The 21,242-nt window shown below is 66.0% G+C and carries 20 protein-coding genes; 11 read left to right on the top strand and 9 right to left on the bottom strand.

The features are described from left to right. Positions 1–228: 228 nt before the first annotated feature. A complete protein-coding gene (locus DFO65_RS12210; RefSeq protein ID WP_113904718.1) occupies positions 229–870 on the bottom strand; it encodes a TetR/AcrR family transcriptional regulator in 642 nt (213 codons plus the stop codon). 79 nt (positions 871–949) lie between these two features. Between DFO65_RS12210 and DFO65_RS12205 the strand changes: the two genes are divergently transcribed. The 7 genes from DFO65_RS12205 (at position 950) to DFO65_RS12175 (ending at position 6,903) form a co-directional block, all read left to right on the top strand. Beyond that, on the top strand, positions 950–1,396 hold the full coding sequence (locus DFO65_RS12205) for an ester cyclase (protein WP_113904717.1): 447 nt from the start codon (positions 950–952) through the stop codon (positions 1,394–1,396). Positions 1,397–1,540: 144 nt separating this feature from the next. Further along, on the top strand, positions 1,541–1,951 hold the full coding sequence (locus tag DFO65_RS12200) for a phage holin family protein (protein WP_113904716.1): 411 nt from the start codon (positions 1,541–1,543) through the stop codon (positions 1,949–1,951). Next, on the top strand, positions 1,938–2,633 hold the full coding sequence (locus DFO65_RS12195) for a DUF3618 domain-containing protein (RefSeq protein WP_113904715.1): 696 nt from the start codon (positions 1,938–1,940) through the stop codon (positions 2,631–2,633). Before DFO65_RS12200 ends, DFO65_RS12195 begins: the two co-directional genes overlap by 14 nt. A 43-nt stretch (positions 2,634–2,676) precedes the next feature. Then, positions 2,677–2,973, top strand: a complete 297-nt coding sequence (locus DFO65_RS12190) for a DUF4235 domain-containing protein (protein ID WP_113904714.1) — start codon at positions 2,677–2,679, stop codon at positions 2,971–2,973. Positions 2,974–3,257: 284 nt separating this feature from the next. Beyond that, entirely contained in the window at positions 3,258–4,325 is a 1,068-nt protein-coding gene (locus DFO65_RS12185) for a permease (protein ID WP_245940705.1), read from the top strand. A gap of 200 nt (positions 4,326–4,525) precedes the next feature. Next, positions 4,526–5,959, top strand: a complete 1,434-nt coding sequence (locus DFO65_RS12180; RefSeq protein WP_113904712.1) for an Nramp family divalent metal transporter — start codon at positions 4,526–4,528, stop codon at positions 5,957–5,959. Then, the gene (locus DFO65_RS12175; RefSeq protein WP_113904711.1) at positions 5,959–6,903 is read left to right on the top strand and encodes a phosphoglycerate dehydrogenase; all 945 of its coding nucleotides are present in this window, start codon (positions 5,959–5,961) and stop codon (positions 6,901–6,903) included. The genes DFO65_RS12180 and DFO65_RS12175 overlap by 1 nt, the downstream gene beginning before the upstream one ends. A 140-nt stretch (positions 6,904–7,043) precedes the next feature. Here DFO65_RS12175 and DFO65_RS12170 read toward each other — a convergent pair whose 3' ends face one another. After that, complete coding sequence (locus DFO65_RS12170; protein WP_113904710.1) at positions 7,044–7,937, bottom strand: dihydrodipicolinate synthase family protein; 894 nt, start codon at positions 7,935–7,937, stop codon at positions 7,044–7,046. Positions 7,938–8,007: 70 nt separating this feature from the next. Next, on the bottom strand, positions 8,008–8,988 hold the full coding sequence (locus DFO65_RS12165; RefSeq protein WP_113904709.1) for an aldo/keto reductase: 981 nt from the start codon (positions 8,986–8,988) through the stop codon (positions 8,008–8,010). Positions 8,989–9,119: 131 nt separating this feature from the next. Here DFO65_RS12165 and DFO65_RS12160 point away from each other — a divergent pair, with 131 nt between their 5' ends. The 3 genes from DFO65_RS12160 to DFO65_RS12150 all read left to right on the top strand — a co-directional run bounded on the left by DFO65_RS12160 (position 9,120) and on the right by DFO65_RS12150 (position 12,400). Then, positions 9,120–10,400: a four-carbon acid sugar kinase family protein gene (locus tag DFO65_RS12160; protein ID WP_113904708.1), complete on the top strand. Its 1,281-nt coding sequence runs from the start codon at positions 9,120–9,122 to the stop codon at positions 10,398–10,400. Continuing rightward, positions 10,397–11,416, top strand: a complete 1,020-nt coding sequence (pdxA, locus tag DFO65_RS12155) for a 4-hydroxythreonine-4-phosphate dehydrogenase PdxA (RefSeq protein ID WP_113904707.1) — start codon at positions 10,397–10,399, stop codon at positions 11,414–11,416. Before DFO65_RS12160 ends, pdxA begins: the two co-directional genes overlap by 4 nt. Before the next feature lie 204 nt (positions 11,417–11,620). Then, positions 11,621–12,400: a DeoR/GlpR family DNA-binding transcription regulator gene (locus DFO65_RS12150; protein ID WP_113904706.1), complete on the top strand. Its 780-nt coding sequence runs from the start codon at positions 11,621–11,623 to the stop codon at positions 12,398–12,400. Positions 12,401–12,451: 51 nt separating this feature from the next. Here DFO65_RS12150 and DFO65_RS12145 read toward each other — a convergent pair whose 3' ends face one another. Beyond that, entirely contained in the window at positions 12,452–13,621 is a 1,170-nt protein-coding gene (locus DFO65_RS12145; protein ID WP_113904705.1) for a sialidase family protein, read from the bottom strand. Positions 13,622–13,710: 89 nt separating this feature from the next. After that, positions 13,711–15,027 carry an Nramp family divalent metal transporter gene (locus DFO65_RS12140; RefSeq protein ID WP_181778715.1) on the bottom strand — a complete coding sequence of 439 codons (1,317 nt, stop codon included), beginning with the start codon at positions 15,025–15,027 and terminating at the stop codon, positions 13,711–13,713. A gap of 295 nt (positions 15,028–15,322) precedes the next feature. On the opposite strand from DFO65_RS12140, the gene DFO65_RS12135 reads away from it, so the two are divergent. Further along, the gene (locus DFO65_RS12135; RefSeq protein WP_113904703.1) at positions 15,323–16,057 is read left to right on the top strand and encodes a sulfite exporter TauE/SafE family protein; all 735 of its coding nucleotides are present in this window, start codon (positions 15,323–15,325) and stop codon (positions 16,055–16,057) included. 25 nt (positions 16,058–16,082) lie between these two features. Here DFO65_RS12135 and DFO65_RS12130 read toward each other — a convergent pair whose 3' ends face one another. The 4 genes from DFO65_RS12130 to DFO65_RS12115 form a co-directional block, all read right to left on the bottom strand. Next, positions 16,083–16,823: a DUF1345 domain-containing protein gene (locus tag DFO65_RS12130; RefSeq protein WP_245940701.1), complete on the bottom strand. Its 741-nt coding sequence runs from the start codon at positions 16,821–16,823 to the stop codon at positions 16,083–16,085. Positions 16,824–16,848: 25 nt separating this feature from the next. Next, entirely contained in the window at positions 16,849–18,411 is a 1,563-nt protein-coding gene (locus DFO65_RS12125) for an amidase (protein ID WP_113904702.1), read from the bottom strand. Beyond that, a complete protein-coding gene (locus tag DFO65_RS12120; RefSeq protein ID WP_113904701.1) occupies positions 18,411–19,724 on the bottom strand; it encodes a M20 family metallo-hydrolase in 1,314 nt (437 codons plus the stop codon). The genes DFO65_RS12125 and DFO65_RS12120 overlap by 1 nt, the downstream gene beginning before the upstream one ends. Positions 19,725–19,853: 129 nt before the next feature. Further along, complete coding sequence (locus DFO65_RS12115; RefSeq protein ID WP_245940700.1) at positions 19,854–21,155, bottom strand: MFS transporter; 1,302 nt, start codon at positions 21,153–21,155, stop codon at positions 19,854–19,856. Between the last annotated feature and the right edge of the window lie 87 nt (positions 21,156–21,242).

The following is a 21,242-nucleotide window of genomic DNA, read 5'->3' as shown; positions in this document are numbered from 1 at the left end:
GGGGGGCTCGGCCGGCGACTGCGTTGCCTGCACCATCCATTCTGCCGACTCCCACGGCCGACGGAAGCCATTTTCGGGAAGTTGTGTCCGATATTTCGGACAGCATCATCGACGGTTCAGTGCCGCAGCGGGCGGACGGAGAGTGCGCACGCCGGCGCGGCCGGCCTGCCGGATCGTCGATTCCTCTCGCTGGGCAAGCGCTCCTCAGCCTCCCGGACCTCCACGCCCTCACCCCTGCCGGAGGGATGCCGCCAGCTGCCCGGCGAGCCAGTTCTCGTAGTCGGCCGGCGACCACGAGCAGCGGCGGATCAGACGATCGGCCACTTCGGGGGCGGTGAGCGTCCACACGATGTCATGCAATCGCTCCCGACCGGGAGGATCGGGAATACCGTGGGTCTGCTCGAGGAGAGACAGCGCGTGGCCGTTGCCGACCCTCCGCTCCGCCTCGATGGTGGAGACGAAGTCCCGCAGCATCGCATCGCCGCCGCTGCCGCCTTCGAGCAGCACCCCGAGCAGCGCCCCGACTCGCTCGTAGATTCCCCGGCACCACGCGGCATAGGCGGCCAGGAACTCGATGGCATCACCGCTCCCGCGCATCGCCATGAACTCCGGACGGCTGCTCATCGGGACCGGCTCCTCATCCCCGGCGAGCATGACGTCGTAGACCGCCTTGACCACGGCGGCCTTCCCTCCGACGGCGTTGTAGACGGTCTGGGGGCTCACCTCGGCGGCGGCGGCGAGCCGGGCCACGGTCATCCCGGCATACCCGCCGCTCAGGAGGATCTCTCGAGCGGACTCGAGGATCCGCCTGCGCGTGGCGCGTGCGGACTCCGTTCGCTGAGAGTTGTCATAGCTCCGCCGCGAAACCATTGCCACCGTCCTTCACATTGATTAGAATGTCATTCTATTCAAATATCGGATCCCGCATCTGCTCACAAGGAAGTGTGCCATGTCCAATCCAGCCCTGCCTGCGGCCCGCACCGTCTTCGCCGCCATCAACTCCGGGGACCTCTCGGCAATCCCCGCCTGCGTCACGAGCGACTTCGTCGACCACGGCTCTCCCTTCCCGATCGCGCCCGGCCCCGACGGCTACACCCGGATCCTCACCTGGGTCGTCCGTGTACTGCAGCTGCGCTACGAGATCGCCGACACCATCGTCACTCCCGACCGCATCGTCTTCCGGGCCATCGCCCGAGGACCGGGAGTCGCCGATGTGCACGGACCGGCCGCCGTCGGACGCGAGTACGCGATGTCGACCGTCCACATCTACCGCACCGAGGGCGACCGGCTCGCCGAGCACTGGGGCGTGCGCGATGAAGTCGGCGCGATGGTGCAGATAGGCGTCATTCCCGCACCCGATCCCGGGGCCCTCGACATCGCCGCGGCGATGGAGTGAGGACGCGCGATCGTCTGCGTTCCCGGCAGCGGCAGGCCCTCCCCCGGTGGTTTCCGCGAGGCAACTCCGACCGTTGACCCTCTCTGACCCCGGTGATAGCTTCGACACACTAACTCGCAAGACCACTTGAAGTTAGGGGCAGACATGAGCCACCCGGAACCGCGGCCGGAACCGACGACCGCCGAATTGATCACTCGCCTGTCCGAACAGACCTCACGCCTGGTCCGCGACGAGATGAAGCTGGCTCGAGCCGAGCTCACGGCGAAGGCCAAGCAGGGCGGGATCGGGGCCGGCTACCTCGGTGCCGGAGGGGTCCTCGCCCTGTTCGGGTTCGGCTCGCTCATCGCCACGGCCATCATCGCCCTGGCCCTGATCCTGCCCGCCTGGGCGGCGGCGCTGATCGTCACGGTGGTGCTGTTCATCGCCGCCGGAATCGCGGCCATGATGGGCAAGAAGAAGGTGGAGAACCTCTCACCGACGCCCGAACGGACAATGACCAATCTCCAGCGAGACGTCGCCGAAGTGAAGGAGAGCAGCCGACATGACACGCCCTGATCGCGATCCGCAGGCACCCACACCGCCGAACGAGCCGGGGATTCCCAGCGCGGCCGTCCCTGCAGGCGACACTCCGCCCGCTGCGGGACAGGCGGGCAGCAGCGTCCCGGACGTCGCGGAGCCCACGCAGAATCCACCCGAGTCGGCGGCCGATGCGGCCGGCACCCACAGTTCGACGTCCTCGCTGACCGTCCCGTCCAGCGGCGCCACGCCGACGACCTCGCAGACCCGCGGCACGAAGTCACCGGCGGAGGCGAGGACTCCCGCGGGTACCCCGTCGACCACGACGCCGGCGACGTCTCCCGGGCCGGCCGTCGTCACCGACCCCGAGGCCGCGCGACGCACCGCTTCGACTCCCGAGCCCGGAGAGGAGGCCTCGCCCGAGGAGATCGAAGAGGACATCGAACGGACTCGCCACGATCTCGGCGAGACCGTCGATGCGCTCTCGCACAAGCTCGACGTCAAGGCCCAGACCCGGGAGCAGATCGACACCGCGAAGCAGCAGGTGTCCTCCCAGGTCGACGAGGTCAGACGGACGGCGAGCGACTATGCCCGGAAGGCGAAGGACACGTTCACGGACGAGACGGGCAGACCGAACGACACCGCGTGGATCGGCCTCGCGGTCAGCGCGCTCTCCCTGGCGGCCCTGGCCGTCATCCTCATCCGGCGCTCCCGCGGCTGACTGCCGCCGCCCCCAATCTCAGCAACTGAGGAAGGAACGAACGATGACCAAGAAGAAGTCGTCCAACACCTCGGCGAAGATCCTCTACCGTCCCATCGGACTGCTCAGCGGAGTCATCAGCGGCGCCCTCGCCGGCATCGTGTTCAAACAGGTGTGGAAGCGCGTCACGCCCTCGCACACGGAAGACGCCCCGAAGGCCCTGGAATCCGAGTTCGACGTCAAGGAGATCCTCCTCGCAGCCGCGGTGCAGGGCGCGATCTTCGCAGTCGTCAAGGCCGCCGTCGACCGTGCCGGTGCGCGCGGATTCCAGAAGCTGACCGGAGAATGGCCGGGCGACTGATCCGGCTCACTCCAGCGCCGAGGCGCAGACCCGCACATCTGGGCCGCCGGCCTCCGACACCGAGACGCAGGCCGATCCGATCCGGTGCCCGTCCCCTGAGGGGCGGGCACTTCCGCGCCTGCGGGACCGGTGAGTGACCGGGGCGATCCGCCGGATCATCCGGGTGCTACGATCGGCGCGCACGCAACCCATTCGGACCATTCGGACCGGCTCCGATTCCTGCCCGCACATCTGTGCGGGAACGATCAGAGGACTGGGTTCGGTGACAGGATGAGGTGGCGCTGGTGTCTCAGGAGTTGCGCGACGAATCGCCGACCAGACGGCGGTCGACTCCGGCCGAGTGGATCGGCGTCGGAGTCCTGGCGCTGATCCTCGTCGTCGGACTGACCTGGTCCAAATGGATGCCCTACTGGGACAAGGCCTGGACCATCGCCGCGACCTCCGCCTGGTCGGGCGAACCGCTCTTCGCCGCCGCCGGCGATACGGTCTCCCTGGCCGGAGCCTGGACCTTCACTCTCGTCTACTTCGACGCGGTGTGGAAGGCGCTGCTGGTGGCGCTGCTCGTCGCCGCTGCGATCGACGCCCTGGTCCCCCGCGACTGGCTGGTCCGTCTCATGAATCGTCCGAGCCACGGCGGTCAGTCGCTCGTCGGCGCGTCCCTGTCCCTCCCGAGCATGATGTGCACGTGCTGCGCCGCCCCGGTGACCGCGGGCCTGCGCGGTTCGGGCGTGCGTCGGAGCGCCGCCCTGGCGTACTGGGTGGGCAATCCGCTCCTCAACCCCGCGGTGCTGATCTTCCTCGCGCTCGTCCTGCCCTGGCAGTACGTGGCCACCAGGGTGGTCGTCGGTCTTCTCATCGTCATCGGGGCGAGTGCGCTCATCGGCCGGTGGCTGTCCGGTCGCGCCGAGGCGGTTCCCCTCGCGGCACCCGAGCAGCCCGTGCCGCTGCGGTCCCTGCCGGTTCGGTTCGCCCGTTCCCTGGCCCGCTTCGGCCTCGTTCTCATCCCCGAGCACATCGTCCTCGTCTTCCTCATCGGTCTGGTGAGCCCGTGGCTGACCGGGATGTACGGTCTCGACGCCCAGGTGGGGGCACTCGCGATCGTGCTGGCGGTCATCGTCGGAACCCTGCTCGTCATCCCCACCGGGGGTGAGATTCCGATCATCGTCGCCCTGCTCGGAGTCGGCGTCGGGGCCGGCACGACGGGAGCTCTGCTCATCACGCTGCCGGCCCTGAGCGTTCCGTCGATGGTGATGGTCGGCAAAGCCCTCGGCTGGAGGGCGACGACGGCGATGGCGACAGCCGTCGCGCTCGGGGGACTGCTCGCCGCCGCGATGGTCGCCCTGCTGGGCTGATCCGACACAGATCCGGATCCGTCTACTTGCGCCTCTGTCTCGGATTCTCCCCCGTGCATGCGTATTTCATGCACTCGTGTTGCGCATATCACGCAGCAGTGACACACTTGCTCTCGTCACCGTCTGTTCGCGGCGCGCGTTCCACGCGAGCTGGGGCGGGCAGGAGCAGTCGAATCACATTTCGCGCAAGGAAGCCGAGCATGACAACGAATCACACTGACAGCGTCGAGGAGTTCGCCCCGCGAGCAACGGTCGACCCCTATCGGCTCGACCCCAAGGATGTGCTCGAGCCGCCCACCACCTTCGCGGGCAAGCTCAAGTACCTCGGACCCGGCCTGGTCATCTCCGCCGCGGTGATCGGATCCGGAGAGCTCATCACCACCACAGCGCTCGGTGCGAAAGCAGGGTTCGTCCTGCTCTGGCTCGTCATCATCTCGACTGCGGTCAAAGTCTGGATCCAGCTGGAAATCGCTCAGTGGACCATTCTCTCCGGCAAGCCCGCGCTCGAAGGCTACGGACATGTCGGGCCCCGCTTGTTCGGTCGGGCCGGGTGGATCAACCTGCTGTGGATCCTCATGGACTTCGCCAAGGTGCTGCAGCGCGGAGGAATCATCGGCGGCGCAGTGGCAGCCCTGAGCATCATGATCCCGGTCTTCGGCGATCCCCTCTCCACTCCATCGCTCGTCTTCTGGACGGTCGTCGCGCTGGCCGTCGTCATCTCACTGTTGGTGACGAACAAGTACAGCATCGTCGAGAAGCTCTCGGTCGGCGCTGTCATCATCTTCACGGTCTCCACCGTCGGACTCGCGGTCTCCCTGCCCTTCACGGACTTCGCCTACACCTCGGCGGACGTTCTCAGCGGGCTGACGTTCGCCATCCCCGCGGGCACGCTCGGCTTCGCAGTCGCCATGTTCGGCATCACCGGAGTCGGCGCGGACGAAATGACCACCTACACCTACTGGTGCCTCGAGAAGGGCTACGCCCGCTACACGGGGCCGAACGATGGCAGCGCGGAACGCGCACGGCGCGCGCACGGATGGATCTCCGTCATGCGCACTGACGTCCTCGTCTCCTGGATCATCTCCACCGTCTGCACGATGTCCTTCTACGTCATCGGAGCCGCCATCCTCCACCCTCAGGGTCTCGTCCCCGAAGGCAACGACATGATCACCACCCTGTCGTCCATGTACTCCTCCACCATGGGCGAAGCCGGTCGCTGGATCTTCCTCATCGGCGCATTCGCCGTCCTGTTCTCGACCTTCATCGCCTCCTCCGCGAGCGTGCCCCGGCTGTGGACGAACACTCTTTCGATCCTCGGGTTCTTCGATTGGGATAATCTCGCGACACGAACGCGGATCATCCGCGCACTGACGGTGGCCTTCCCCATCCTCTGGGCGATCGGCTACCTCATCATCCAGTCACCGGTCATCATGGTGCAGATCGGCGGGGTCGCCAGCGGCATCTTCCTCGTCGCTGTCGTCATCGCCGTCTGGCACCTCCGATCACGCGAAGTCCCCGCTGAATTCAAGTCCAACAACTTCTTCACCGTCATGCTCGTCTTCGCTTCGCTGGCGATCGCCCTCCTGGGCATCTACTCGGTGTTCGAAACCTTCGGCATCGAGATCGGGGCCTGATGCGACTGACAGTACTCACCCCGTCGTTCGGAAAGCTCTCGTCGACTCCGATCGCTCGTGCCGCTGCGCTGGGCCTCGAGCTCGATCATCGGACCGAGAACCACCCGAAATCCGGCCAGACGCTCATCGATGCTCTGGCCGGGGCAGAGGCGGTCCTCGTCGGTCTCGACACGATCGACGCCGACGTCCTCGCCGCGTGTCCTGAACTCAAGGTTGTCGCGAAGCACGGCGCCGGTGTGGACAACATCGACCTCGATGCCGCTGCGGCGGCGGGGGTCACAGTCGTCAACACCCCTGGTGCCAATGCCGATGCCGTCGCGGATCTGACGATGGGCCTGCTGATCATGGGAGCGCGTCGCATCCGAGAGGCAGAGGACTCACTGCGCGCCGGCAGGTGGGAAGTCTTCTTCGGCACGGAGCTCACCGGGAAGCAGTTGGGCATCCTCGGCTTCGGCCGAATCGGACGCGCGGTCGCCAGGCGGGCGGTCGGGTTCGGAATGCGGATCGCAGCATACGATCCGTTCGTCCCTGATCACGCCATCGCGGAGGCAGGTGCCGTCCCGATGAGCCTCGCCGAGGCCGTCGCCGGCTCGGATTTCCTCACTCTCCACCTGCCTGCTGGAGATGAGCCCCTGCTCCATCGGGAGCTCATCGAGTCGATGCCTGCGGGCGCGGGCCTCATCAATGCCGCTCGCGGCGGGCTGGTCGACGAGCCCGCACTCGCCTCGGCGCTGCACGAGGGAAATCTGTCGTTCGCTGCACTCGACGCTTTCGCCACCGAACCCCCGGCCGCGGATGACCCGCTGCTGCACGCACCCAATCTCATCGCCACGCCACACATCGGCGCCTATTCCGATATCGCGAACGCGAACATGGGATCCTGGGCCGTCGAGGATGTGGTTCGGGTGCTGCAGGGAGAGGAACCCCGGTTCCCCGTGCACTGACTTCTCACCTGTCCCCCGCAGTCTGCCCCTGATCAAGCCGTGTTCACGGCTCGAGCAGGGGCAGACTGCGTTGGGAAGCGGTTCGGTCCGGTTCCCTGCGGGGAATCGGACCGAACCGACCTCTTGAACGCTGCTCAGATTTACGCCAAGCCGCGCTCCACGTCTGCCATGACAGTGGCTTCGATCTGCTGTTTCGCCTCGACGGACAGTGCGTTGAACGGGGCGCGGGCGGGTCCCAGTCCAAAACCACGGGCGTTGGCCGCATGCTTGACCACGGTGTTGGGGTTGCCGAGTGCCAGGCAGTTGCGGATCGGTCGGATGCTGTCCTGCGCGGTCCGCGCCGCCTCGACATCCCCGTCGAGGAACAGATCGTATATCGCGGCCATGGTTTTCGGGTAGATGTTCGCGATGCCGCTGATGCCACCGGCACCGCCGGCTATGAGGGTCCAGAGGATGAGCGAATCGTTGCCGGAGATCACATCGAAGCCGCCCCGGTCCGTGCGCTCGAGATACTGGAGAATAGTGTCGAAGTTGCCGCTCGAATCCTTGACCGCAGTGATGTTGTCGACAGCCGCCAGCTTCTCGAGCGTGGCGGGAGCGACGGCATTGCCGGTGCGTGCGGGGATGTTGTAGACGACGACCGGAGTGCCCACGGAGTCGGCGACTGCGCGGAAGTGGTTCTCGATCTCCGCCTGTGAGGCGGCTGCGAAGTAGGGTGTGATGATCGAGAGAGCATCTGCTCCGGCTGCGGCTGCGTCCTCCGCGATGCGGATCGTCTCGCGAGTGGTGGCGGCACCGGCGCCGATGACGACAGGCACCTGACCCGCGACCTCGTCGATGACGATGCGTGCTGCCTCTGCACGCTCAGCCGCGGACTGCGCGTAGAACTCGCCGTTGGTGCCCAAGGCGAAGATGCCGTGGACCCCGGCCTCGAGTTGGCGGCGTACGTGCGCTCGCAGGGCCGCCTCGTCGATCTGCTCGTCGTCGTCGAACGGCGTGGCGATCGCGGCGAGAATTCCCTTGATGGAGGACATGTGGTTTCCCTTCGAAATGGTGACGCGCGCGTCTCCGCGCAGAGTCAGAGGAACGAGTGAGCAGGCCGCGTCAGCGGTTGTACTTCGGCTGCGAACCGCGGACCGCGGCAGTGGCGGAGTCGATCGCAGTGAGCACGTCATCGGGAAGCGGTCCCTTGGCGATCGAGGCGAGATTCGACTCGAGCTGGGAGACACGACTCGCGCCCAGAAGCAGCGAGTCGACGCCGGCCGCTCCGGCCACCCAGCGCAGCGCCAACTCTGCTTGGGGCATTCCCGCCTCATCTGCCACTTCCGCGAATGCCTCGACGGCGGCGAGGACCGAATCGGAGAGATAGCGCTGGGAGTACATCTGTGCCAGAACCGAGCCGGTGAAGCGATCCGGGGTTCCCTCGACGGAAGGACGCCTGGCCAGCAGACCACCGGCCAGCGGATTGTAGGCCATGGTGGCAATTCCGTGCACTGACGCGCATTCGAGCCATTCGTCCTCGATCCGCCGTGCCAGCACGCTGTAGACGTTCTGCGCGATGACGGGAAGCGGAGCGCCTGCGGCGGCAGCTGCCGTCTGGAGGTCGACAGCCTGCCACGCCGCGAAGTTCGAGATGCCCAGAGCTCTGATCTTGCCTTCGGCATGCAGCTGCGCGATGGTGTCGAGCGTCTCGGCCGTGCTCGCGGCGCGATCGGGCTGGTGGAGGTAGAAGAGGTCGATGGAGTCGACGTCGAGTCGGCGCAGCGAGCCTTCGATGCTGGCGCGCAGTCCCGCTGCCGAGAGCGGCGAGTTCTCGCCCGCGTCAGCATGGGGCATTCCGGCTTTGGTCGCGAGCACGATCGTGTCCCGGTGCTTCTTGACCATCGGGGAGATCAGCGATTCCGTGGTCGACTTCGCGTAGCCGTTCGCGGTGTCGATGCCTGTGATTCCGGCAGCGATCGCGGCCTCGATCACCTCGTGCGCCGTCGCCTCATCGACGGTGTCCCCGAAGGTCATCGTGCCCAACACCAACGGCGTCAGTGGTACCGGAACCCCGTCGATGTCGATATTCCTGTCTGCGGTCATGCGATTCTCCTCGTCGAGTCTTCAGATTCTCGGTCTATCGTCCCATTTCTGCGCGCTCTGTGCAACGACTTGCGCATTTCACGCAGATCTGTCATTCTGAAGTTCCCCACCACTGGACGCGAAGGAGTGCCATGACATCTGTCGACAACGGCCTTCTCGTCCTTGCCGACGACCTCAGCGGTGCCGCGGAGTCGGCCGTGACGCTCGGCCCGCCCGTGCCCATCCTGCTGACAAGGGCTGACCCCCTCGATCATTCCAATCGCAGATCCACCGAGTACTGCTGCACCCCCGACGTCGCCGTGGATCTCGACTGCCGTTATCTCTCCCCCACCGAAGCGATGACTCGGACTGCGTCTGCCATCACTGACCTGCGCTCAGGCAGGACAGTCTTCATCAAGGTCGATTCGCTGCTTCGTGGGAACATCCGCGCCCATCTTCGCGCCTCGCTCAGTTCCACCGACGGTCCTGTGATCTTCTCACCGGCCCTGCCTCAGCTGAATCGCACCGTGGTCGACGGCGTGCCGCTCAACGACGGCATACCTCTGGCCGCCACCTCGGCCTGGAGCATCGAGGGTGCTGCCGCACCCGCGCATCTCAGCGATCTCTGCCCCGAACGGCCGGGGCACATCACACTCGAGTCACTGCGGTCATCGGGTCGGAACACTCTCGCATCGCTCGCCGGTTCCCGCCTCATCATCGCCGACGCGGCCACTATGGATGACCTGAGGCGGATCATCGATCTGGCCCGGGACAGCGGTGCAGTCCTCGTCGGCTCGGCGGCACTCGCCCGAGCCTTCGCGGATCGTCGTTCCGTTCATCAGCTCGCAAGTCCCGGCCCGGGTTCTTCCGGCGCCGGCGCTGAACCGACGCGAGTGCTCTTCGTCCTGGGAACCGCAGCCCGCCGAGTGAACGACCAGATAGCCCACCTCAGCGCTCACGCCGACGTCCAGGTCGTCGATCTTCGCGCGTCACAGGTACTGAGCTGGAGGTCCGACCGCGCTGCTCTGTCACGCACGGCTGACGACGTGCGGTCGCAGTTGGCGAGAGGCGACGTCATCGTCCGTCTCACCTCCGACGGGGCGGCGGTCGACCCTCGCCCCCTTCCCGGCCTGCTCGCCGAACTGACCGCGCAGGTCCTTCGCGATTCCGAGACTGTCCGACTCGCCGCGGCCGGCGGGGAGACCGCTCGCGCGGTCCTCGACCGACTGGACATCATGAGCCTCACCGTGCGGAAGGAGATTCACCCCGGTGCCGTCCTCTCCGCGGTCGACAGCGCAGCCGTCAGCGGCGTCGTCACCCGGCCGGGAGGTCATGGGGACGAGGACTCACTGACTCTCATCCACGCTGCTTTGGCCGAGCACCTCGATAACTACTCGACTTCCACCGTTGGAACCATGAAGGAGAACCAATGAATGCGCTTCCCACTGTCGCCGTCACGATGGGTGATGGGGCCGGTGTCGGTCCGGAGATCTGCGTCGCCGCATGCCTCGATCCTTCTGTGTTGGCCGTATCGGAACCGGTGATCATCGGAGATGCCGCCCGCCTGGAAGAGGCGGCAAGGATTCTCGACAGGGATGCAGTGGTCCGTGTCGTCGACTCGGCCTCCATGGCGAAGCAGGTTCCAGGCGTCATCAACGTCATCGACCTCGGTCTGCTTCCTCCAGACCTCGCTTGGGGCGAACTGTCCCCAGTTGCCGGGGACGCCGCCTTCCGCTACATCGAGCGCGCAGCCGGATTGGCCATGGCAGGCGAGGTGCAGGCGATCTGCACCGCTCCCCTCAACAAGGAAGCACTGCACGCCGCCGGACACAACTATCCGGGGCACACAGAGATGCTCGCCGCCCTCACGGGAACAGAAGAGGTCTCGATGATGCTGTCTTCGCCCAGCTTGCGGGTCATCCATGTCACGACTCATATCGGTCTCATCGACGCGATCGCGAAGATCGAGCCCGGCCTGGTCGAGCGCACTGTGCGCCGAGGCCATGAAGCACTTGTGCGAGCAGGCATCGCACAGCCGCACATCGGAGTCTGTGCGATCAATCCGCACGCCGGAGAGAACGGTCTCTTCGGGTACGGCGAGGAAGAGGAGAAGATCACGCCTGCCATCGAGGTGCTCACCGCCGACGGCATCGACGCGGTTGGACCGCTGCCAGCCGATACCGCCTTCTTCCTCGCCGGACGCGGGGACTACGACCTGATCGTCGCCATGTATCACGATCAGGGTCACGGCCCGATCAAGGTGCTGGGCATCGAAGCCGGAGTGAACATCACCGTCGGCCTCCCCGTCATCCGCACCTCGGTGGACCACGGCACCGCCTTCGACATCGCCGGTACCGGCAAGGCGGACACTGCCAGCATGAGCGAGGCGATGCGCCAAGCCGCCGCGCTGGCATCGGCCTCCACAGAGCCGGCATCAGTCACCCGCTGATCCGAACCAACTGCTGCATATCCCCATCGCCGTGTGGTTAGGATGATCGCAGGCATCGGGGCAATCCGCTCCACTGCTGAGCAGGATCTCGGGAGACAGAAGCCTCTGAGCGACGATTGCCCGTATCAGCAGTACATTGGTCGCACCGCGAGTTCACACTCAGCGGTACACGTGCACGACGCCGTCTGACAACCCGGGAGAGAGATGAACGCTGGAGACCGACGCGAACAGATCGTCCAACTCGTGAGATCACAGGGCGAGATGAGCGTCGAGTCACTCTCGGAGATGCTCGACGTCACTGCATCGACCATTCGTCGAGACCTCGCCAGACTCACCGAGTCGGGCGACCTGGCTCGGACCTACGGCGGTGTCATCGCCGTGCCATCCCATTCCGAAAGCTCCTTGGACGAACGGTCCCACGAAGCTCCTGACGTCAAGCAGGCGCTGGGTGCATGGTGCGCTCGAAAGGTTCCCGCGGGATCCCATGTGCTGCTTGATGCGGGCAGCACCATCGCGCAGGTCGCCCGCGCTCTGCGCACCTGTGGTCCGCTCGCCGTCGTGTCCACCGGTCTCACCTCGCTGCAGCAGATGAACGATGCAGAAGGCGTGGAGTTCACCTTGCTCGGCGGGCGGTATCGAACGATCAGCCAAGGGTTCATCGGCCCGGTCACCGAAGCGGGCTTGGAGAAGTTCACCTTCGACTTCGCGTTCCTCGGCGCCGACGCGGTCACCGCGGAGGACGGTGTGTGCGAGGCGACCCAGGAGCAGGTTCGCCTCAAAGAGCTGATGAGCAGGCGAGCTGCACACGTCTACGTCGTCGCGCACTCCGCAAAGCTGGGTCAGCGACCGTTCCATGCATGGGCCGACCTGGGCAACGGGTGGACCCTCGTGACCGACTCCTCTGCAACTCTCGAGCAGGTCGAACCTTTCGAGTCCCGGGGTATCACCGTGGTCCGAGTGGATCCCTCAGGTCACGCAATCTGAACGACTGCGCCTTCCACGAGGAGAATTCCGCGCGGAAGGCGAAAGGTCGATTCATCCCCAGAGTTTGCAGTCGGTGTGCACCTGGTCCTCAACGCCCGAGATCCAATCCTCCGCGAAGACGACGTGCCGAACGGCCCGACGTGAGTTGTATGCGTAGACGACGTGAATGAGGCCTTCTGCGTCAACGATCCCGTGCGGATACTCCTGACGTCGGTTGCTGCGAAGGTTCCCTTCCCCGCAGAAGCCGTCGCCGGGCTCGATCACTCGGCGCACAGGCCAGGTGCGGCCCTCGTCTGCAGAGACCGCAATGACGATGCGCATGCGCTCATAGGGCCACACAACATCGCCGGGGCCAGCCGCAACCTGATGTTCGTTGGAGACCAATGCGAGCATCCCCGAAGGCAAGCGGAAAGCACTCAGACCCGCATTGTTGTTCGGCACCTCGGTGGGTTCAGGAGCGCTCCACGTCGCCCCGCCGTCCTCCGACCGACTGAGATAGACCCAATCGGCGAACCGTGAACGGAACAGGCACACGAGGCGGCCTCGCTCGAGTTCGACGACGTTGGGGTGGACACGTCCGGCACTGTCAGGGAATTCGACTTGGTGCCAAGTGGTTCCGGAGTCCTCCGAGATCTGGAGTACCGGCTGGTCCGACCCGTTCTTCGAATCGTCGTCAAAGCACAGCCATTGGGCATGCGCCCACGTGCCATCGCTGAGAATCTGGATGGGCTGACGACAGAACGTGCCCTCCCGATCGAAGAGGGTCTCCGGCTTGCTCCACGTGGCCCCACCGTCATCGGATCTGATCACCTTGACGACGGAAGTGTGCTGAAGATTGAACGTCTCAGGCACACCGGACTGACGTGAGAGCTGAGAGGTGTAGACCAGCCATATCTGGCCTCCCGGAGTCTCGAACAGCCCCGGATTCTGATCCGATCGGATCTCGTCATCGGTCACGGCAGCCGACTCCGACCATTGCCGCGTCCTTCCATCGAAGCGGGAGACCAGGATGTCGATGTCCTTGTTCCCCTCGTCGCTTCCCCCGAACCAGGCCGCAAGCAGGCCGCCGCCCCTCGGCGCCAGTATCGAGGGGGCATGGTTGGATCTGCGGTCGGTGGGAATGACAGCTGCGGCGCTGCCGGAATCCTCGAAGAATCGCAATCGACCGTCGGCGGCCGGTGCTGCCACTTGCTCGAGAGTCGAGCGCGAGAGCAAGGTCATGATCACTCCTGTGAATATCGGCGGTAGTCAGAGAACGAAGAGCTCAGTCCGTTGCAGACCGTTTCAGTCGGCGGCCAATGGTCCCATAATCAGCCGAAAGCAGTTTCGAACATGGAGGGGATCTGCATAGCGATCTGGAATCCGATGATGATCGCGATAGCACCGAGGAGCATCAGCAGTCCAGTCTGCCAGAACCGATTCACGGCGTAATCCTGCATGTGCTTCTTGCGCGAAGTGAGCAGGAGAATGCAGACGACGATGATGGGCAGGCTCAGCACCGTCGAGATCGCCGTGCCGACGATGTTGAGGGAGATGAGGTCGGGAGCACCCGGAATGGTCGACACCAGGGGGACGATGATGAAGACGATCGCCTGGATCCACCGGAAGGCCGGATTCTCCTCATCCCGGCCAAGGTACTGGCGCATCGAGGGAAAAGTGTGGTTGATTCCGTTGATCGCCAGTTGGGCGAAACCGCGCGATTGAGGTGGGAAGCTCGTCATCGCTGCGAAGAAGATGCACATCCACAGGAGGAACGGACCGATCGGTCCGACGGCGACGGTGAGCATATGAGACAGGTCGTATTCATCGGAGATCGAGAAACCGGTGTGTCCGGCTCGGAACTCGGCGGCCACGATCCAGAACAGGAGGTTGATGATGAGCAGCGGAGCCATGCCGACGATGAGGTCGAACTGCTGCAGCTTGCGGTATTTCGGTCCCACCCAGCCCTTGTCGCGCATGAAGCCGGAATACAGCAGGTTGGGCATGTTGCCGGCGATGGTGCCGATGGTCGCTGAAGCGATGACGATGGGAGCGAATGCCGAAGTGTTCTGCTCCGCCGGAATCTCGAAAGCGAGGCCCTGGAAGAACGCCGAGAGATCGAACGTGCCGATCTGGATCAGCGCATAGACGAAGGCAGCGATCATCGCGACGGAGGCGAACCTCGCGAAGTATTCGAGCACAGTGAACTGCTTGCGCAGCATGACAAGAGTCAGGGTCAGAGCCACGATGATCACCGCGCACAGGAATCGTCCCCATGTCCCTCCCCACTCACCACCGGTGAGTTCGTGCAGGCCGGTCGCCGCTGCGAGAACGAAGGTCGCCTGCGTGATGAAGCCGGCGATGAGCACGACTGCAGCCATGATTCCTGGGAGTGCGGGGGAGAGCCGCGCGAACCCGTCAAGGATCTGCGTGTCCCCATACCTGTTCATCAGCGTGTACTTGGCGATGGACGAGATGATGAATGTGCGCGCGATCAGTGAGAGGACCAGGGTCCACAGCAGGGCGTAGCCGTACGATGCTCCCGAGACCGACGAACTCACGAGGTCGCCCGTCCCCAAGAAGGACATCGCGAGCACAAGGCCCGGCCCCACCGAGGTGATGAGGCCGAGGCCACGCGGAATGGGCACCTGCTCCGGTTTCGAAGACTGAGGAGAGTTGATAGAGCTATGGACGTCGCTGGCCATGGCGTGGGCTCCGAACGGGTAGACGACTCATTGTTGACACACCGGCACAGCACCCACCTCCATGTGGCTGACAGGACGGCGCCTGCGCGGTATGCGACGACTATAGCGCATTTCTGCGTAGTCTGCGCATCATTTCGCGGTTTCCCTAAGGATCTCAGCACATAACGCGCAACACTGTGGCAGAGTAGAGGCGTAATCTACGCACCCCAGGTCACACCTCGCTAAGGAGCGGAATCCCGTGGAGCTCGCCCACTTCATCATCATCATCGGTACGGTGGTGCTCGGCTCGGCGTGTCTGCAGGGTTCGATCGGGTTCGGCCTCGGCATGATCACGGCCCCCGTGCTGGCGCTCCTGCGTCCCGACCTTCTCCCTTCGGCCTTGCTGCTTCTCGCCGTGCTCACGTCGCTGACAGCGTTTCTGCGCGAACGGTCCGATGTCGATTGGAGCCTCGTCGGCTGGGGAGTACTCGGCCGATTGCCCGGCATCGTGGTCGGAACGGTCGCCGTGGTGCTGCTGCCACAGGCCGGACTGTCCGTCCTGTTGGCTCTCACGGTGCTCGGTGGAGTCGCTTTCAGCATGAACGGCTGGGCGCCGATTGCGAGCAGGCGGAACATGGTCGTGACCAGCGCTGTCTCAGGGGTCTTCGGCACCGCAACCAGTATTGGCGGTCCGCCGATCTCACTTGTGCTCCGTTCACTCGAACCGTCGGCGATGCGGTCGACGATGAGCGCGTACTTCACCCTGGGCACCGTTCTGTCGCTCACCGGTCTGGCAATCAGCGGCGAGGTCACCGCGGTTCACCTGATCGCCGCGGCCAGCCTGGTGCCGTTCATGATCGTGGGGCTCTGGCTGTCGAACCCCGTCATCCGCCGAGCCGACCGCACAGTGCTCTACCGAATTGCCATCTGCGCGTCGATCGTGGGCGCAGTGCTCGTCATCGTCGAGGCGGCACTCACACTGGTCGTCCGCTGATGCCCGCCTCGCAGCCTGACTCGCCTCACCCCATGAGGTAGGAGAGGATCATCGACACGAGCGTCGCCACGACCACCGAGTTGAATGCGAATGCGACGATGACGTTGCTGCGCACGAGCCGCCACCCGGCTGCGGTGATCGCCTTCCCGGGCAGCGCGGCCGTCATCGTCGACGACAGCACCGAGAACGTCAGGTAGTCACCGAACGATCGCGGTTCCCGCATGTCGAAGTCGAGGTGCCGAGCGTGCGCACTGCCCCCTCCGCCGAGGTCGAGGCGCATGAACTCGAGCGCGAACGAGTACACCATGACCGCCCACGACACGACGACGTCGAGCAGGCCGAGACAGGCGGCCAGCGGCGAGTTCTCGACCGGACCCGAGGACGCGACCACGATGTTGAGGAGGACGGCGACGAACGCGGCGACCATCGCCCACGAGACCGCGCCGCCGTTGCCGAACATCCTGATCCACCAGGCCCTCCTCCTCGCGACGACCCAGCGGGAATGGACGATGAGCTCGGTCTCGTCGAGTTCACGCAGACCGAGGTGGGTCCACAGCAGATAGATGCCCCCGTAGAGCGGCCAGGCGAGGAGGAACATCCCGATGAGGGAGCCGCCGACGTCGCCGGGTCCACCAGTGTCGCCGCTCGCGGCCAGGGGTTCGAACCCGAGGCCGAAGACGAGCACGCCGCTGATCACGAGCGCCGGGATCACGCTGAGGTTCGCGCGGAGGTCGTCGGAACTCGTGATGATTCGGCTGTGCTGCATGGTCAGCAGTATCTCACCCGATTCCTCAGCGTGGCGCGAGCCCCGTCCACGGCAGGAGCTGCTCGATCGCCGCGGCGACGTCGAAGGCGCTGCGGTCCTCGTAGGGATGCCCGATGACCTGCAGGCCGGTCGGGATCCCGCAGTCGGCCATGCCGGAGGGCACGTTGACGATCGGGACCCGATTGGCGATGTTGAACGGCACCGTCATGTGGGCCTGCCAGTAGTGCTCGAACGTCCGCTCCCCGACGCTGATCCCGTCGAGGTAGGTGCCGTCGGCCTCGAGCGCGGCCACCGCCGAGGTGGGGGCGAGGAGAACGTCGTACCCGTCCATCGCGGTGGCGAGCTCCGCCTGGATCTGCGCCTCCATCGCGAGTCCGTCGTAGAAGCTGCGCCGCGCGGCGATCGCCTCGGCGACGTCCATGAATCGCAGCGTGTAGTCGGCGAGCGTGTCCTCGTGGCCCCGCGTCAGGGCGCGCATGGCAGGGGCGAGGATGGTCCCGAAATGGGTGAATGCGGTCTCGAAGATGCGCTCGACCGTCCACGGCAGTTCGATCTCCTCGACGACCGCGCCCGTGGATTCGAGGACGGCGGCGACCTTCCGGGTGTTCGCCTCGATGTCGGCGGCGACGGGGAAGTCGCCGAGGCGCACACACAGGGCGATGCGCCGCCCGGCCAGCGAGTCGACGACGGCTCCGGAGAGCGCGTCGAATCCGGCGAGGAAGCCCGGGGACGGCACCGAGCTGTGGTCCCCGGGCGCCACTCCGACCATCACCTGCGCGAGCAGTGCGGTGTCCGCGACGGTCCTCGCCATCGGCCCGTCCCCGCGGTACCAGTCGAGTGAGAGCGGAGCGGCCCCGGGGATGCGGCCGTAGGGTGCCTTGTACCCGACCGTGCCGGTGAACGCGGCCGGCAGCCGGGTCGACCCGGCGATGTCCGAGGCGGTGGCCAGCGGGCCGTAGCCTGCGGCGAGTCCCGCGCCGGACCCGCCCGAGGACCCGCCGGGCGAGAGCTCGAGGTTCCACGGATTGCGGGTGACTCCCCACATCGGACTGTGGGTGAAGGTGGCGCAGCTGAACTCCGGGGAGGTGACGCGGGCGTGGACGAAGCCTCCCGCGGCCCTGATGCGGGAGATGATCGTCGCATCCTCGCTCGCGACCTCGTCGCTCAGGTGGACGAGTCCCTGGCTCAGCGTGTGCCCGGCCAGGGCGTGCTTCTCCTTGGCGAGCACGGGAAGGCCGAGCAGCGGCTGGGCGGCGAGCGCCTCGGCGAGGGTCTCCTCCGAGGACGAGGCATAGACCCTCTCCGCCGCGACGGCGGCGGACCTCGCCTCCTCGACGACCTCGGTGACGGCGTTGATCTCGGGGTCCTGCTCGGCGATGCGCGCGGCGAGGGAATCGAGGTAGTCGACCGGGGACAGCTGCCGGGTGCGGAAGGTGGCGAGCGCCTCGGCGGCGGTCCAGGTCCAGGGCTCCGCCGAGGCGGGGGCTGAGCCCGCGGACGACGGCACGTCAGCGGCCTCCGAGGCGCGGCCTGAGCCCGCGAACGACGTCACGGCAGCGGCGTCCGAGGGGTGGTCGTCGGTCGTCATCACCGGGCCTCCGCCCCGGTCCGCACGGACCTGCCGGCCCAGGTCTCTCCTCCGCGGACGTCGGAGAGCTGTCCGTGGACGAGTTCGGTGGCCACGCGGGTGAGGACGCCGAGACCGCGGACCATGTCCTCGTCGGTGGTGAACTCGCGCTCGCAGTGGGAGACGCCGTCGACGCTGGGGACGAACATCATCACCGCGGGCACCCGGGCGTTGAGCGCGACCGAGTCGTGCCCGGCCATCGTCTCGAGTCGGCGGATGGTCAGTCCCTCGTTGGCCACGGCCTTCTCCGCGAGCTCCACGCCGGCCTCGGGGAAGTGGCGCTTCTCGCGGATGTCGAAGTCCTCGACGTTGATCGTGATGTCGTGCCCGCGGGCGATCGTGTCGATCTGGTCGAGGAGGATCTCCCGGGCGGCCCGGACGATCTCGGGGTCGGAGGACCGGAGGTCGGCGACCATGTGCACCCGGCGGGGCACGACGATCGGCGAGTTGGGTTCGACGACGTGCTGACCGACGGAGGAGACGAGGGCTTCGTCGGCGAACTCGTTGGTCACGTCGTGGACGGCGAGGACGACCTTCGCCGCGGAGACGAGGGCGTCGTGGCGATCGGCCATCGCCGTGGCGCCGGTGTGGGACTGTTCGCCGATGACGTCGATATCGAGCTTCTGGGTGTACCAGCTCGACTCGACGACGCCGATGTCGATCGCCTCCCGCTCGAGGATGCGGCCCTGCTCGATGTGGATCTCGGCGTAGGTGATCGCCTCCGGCGGAGTGTCGGTGCCGGCGTACCCGATGGCGGCCAGCGCCTCGGCGACCGACGTCCCCTCGAGATCGGTGACGGCGAGCATCTCCTCGAGGTCGAACAGCCCCGCGTAGACCGAGCTGCCCATGATCGACGGGGCGAAGCGCCCGCCCTCCTCGTTGAACCAGTTGACGACGGCGAGGTTGTACGTCGGGGCGGGCCCCGCCTCGGCGACGGCCTCCTTGACCCGCAGGGCCGCGAACAGGGCGGCGATGACACCGTAGGCGCCGTCGAACCTGCCGCCCAGCGGCTGGGAGTCGAGGTGGGAGCCGATGAGGACGTAGGGGGCGCCGGGCACGAACTCGAGGCAGGCGAACATGTTGCCGATCGCGTCGACGCGGACCTCGAAGCCGTTGGCCTCGGCCCAGGAGCGCATCCAGTCCCGGGTGCGGGCGTCCTCGGCGGTCGCGGCCTGCCGGTCGACTCCGTTGTTGTCGGTGGCGCCGATCGTCGCGACGTGGTGGAAGTCGGCGAGGAAGGTCGCGTCGCTCGAGGGTTCTGCTGTGTCGGTCATGAGGGGTTCCTTACTGTGCGGTTCGAGTGCGGGCGGTCCCATCGGTTGTGGAACCAGTCATCTGTTCCGGAACAGATGACTGGTTCCAGAAGTGATGAGCTATGCGGCAGAGCATTCCTGAGGGTCGGGTCAGCCGAGACGGCCGCGGGTCTCGGGCAGTCGGGTGATGACGATGAGGGCGAGCACCGCGACGGCGATCGCGCTCATGTACCAGCCCGGGGCAGCGTTGACCCCGGTCGCCTCGACGAGCCACGTGCCGACGAAGGGTGCGGTCCCGCCGAAGACGGCGTAGGAGATGTTGTAGCTGATGGCCGCCGAGGTGAATCGGGTCCTGGTCGAGAACCGCTCACAGAAGAAGGTGTAGCAGCCGCCGCCGTAGCAGGTCAGGGAGATGACGAAGATCGTCTGCCCGAGGAAGGCGAGCCCGAGGTTGCCGCTGGTGACGAGGCCGAACGCCGGGATCGAGGAGACCGCGAGGAGGACGGAGCCGGTGATGAGGAGCGGTTTGCGGCCGAACCGGTCGGACAGGTGGCCGAAGATCGGCAGGAGGATCGTGTAGCTGGCCATCGCGAGGGCGTTGGTGAGCAGCGCCTGTTCGCGGCTGAGGTCGCCGGTCGTCTGGATGTAGGTGACGAAGTAGGCGGAGAGCATGTAGAAGCCGAGGGCGGTGAGTCCGAGGACGAAGAAGACCTGGAGCATGCCCTTCCAGTTCTCCCGGAAGGACTCCCTGATGGGGCTGAATTCCTTGGGGCGCTCCTCGGCGACGGCCTTGAACAGCTCGCTCTCCTCGGTGCGCGACCGGATCCACAGGCCCACGCCCGACAGCGGCAGGGCGAGAAGGAACGGGATCCGCCAGCCCCACGAGTCGAAGGACGCGTCGCTCATCATCGAGCTGAGCAGCAGGATGAGGCCGCCGGCGCACACGGACGGCAGGGCCGTCGCCGCCAGGGTGATGTTGATCCACATCCCGCGCTTGTCGACGGGGGCGTGCTCGTAGACGAACGAGGGCCCGCCCACGGACTCCCCTCCGGCGGAGAAGCCCTGGCCCAGGCGGCACAGGACGAGGAGGATCGGGGCGGCCCAGCCGATGGTCGCGAATCCGGGCAGGATGCCGATGAGGGCGGTGCACGCGCCGACGAGGAAGATCGTGATCGTCAGCGTCTTCCGGCGGCCGATCTTGTCGCCCAGCGCCCCGAAGAACAGTCCGCCCAGCGGCCGCATCCCGAATGCCACACCGAAGGTCGCGAAAATGACGAGGAGGCCTGTGACGGGGTCCCCGGCGGGGAAGAAGTGATCGGTGAGGATGACGGCGGAGAGCCCGTAGAGGGTGAAGTCGTAGAACTCGACGAACTGACCGATGCTGCCGCCGAGGAGCACCTTCTTCTGCATGCTCGTCGTCGGCCTGTACTCATTCGCTTGTGTCGCGGACATTGAAGCTCCCTTGCTCTGGCGTCCAGGTCGCCACCATTCTCGTGGAGCCGGAGTGCATCAGTCCAACAGATACTCGTTGACTTCGGC

This window comes from Brevibacterium sanguinis, from assembly GCF_003315415.1.
GTDB lineage: Bacteria > Actinomycetota > Actinomycetes > Actinomycetales > Brevibacteriaceae > Brevibacterium > Brevibacterium celere_A.
This window is presented reverse-complemented; position numbering and strand designations above follow the sequence as displayed.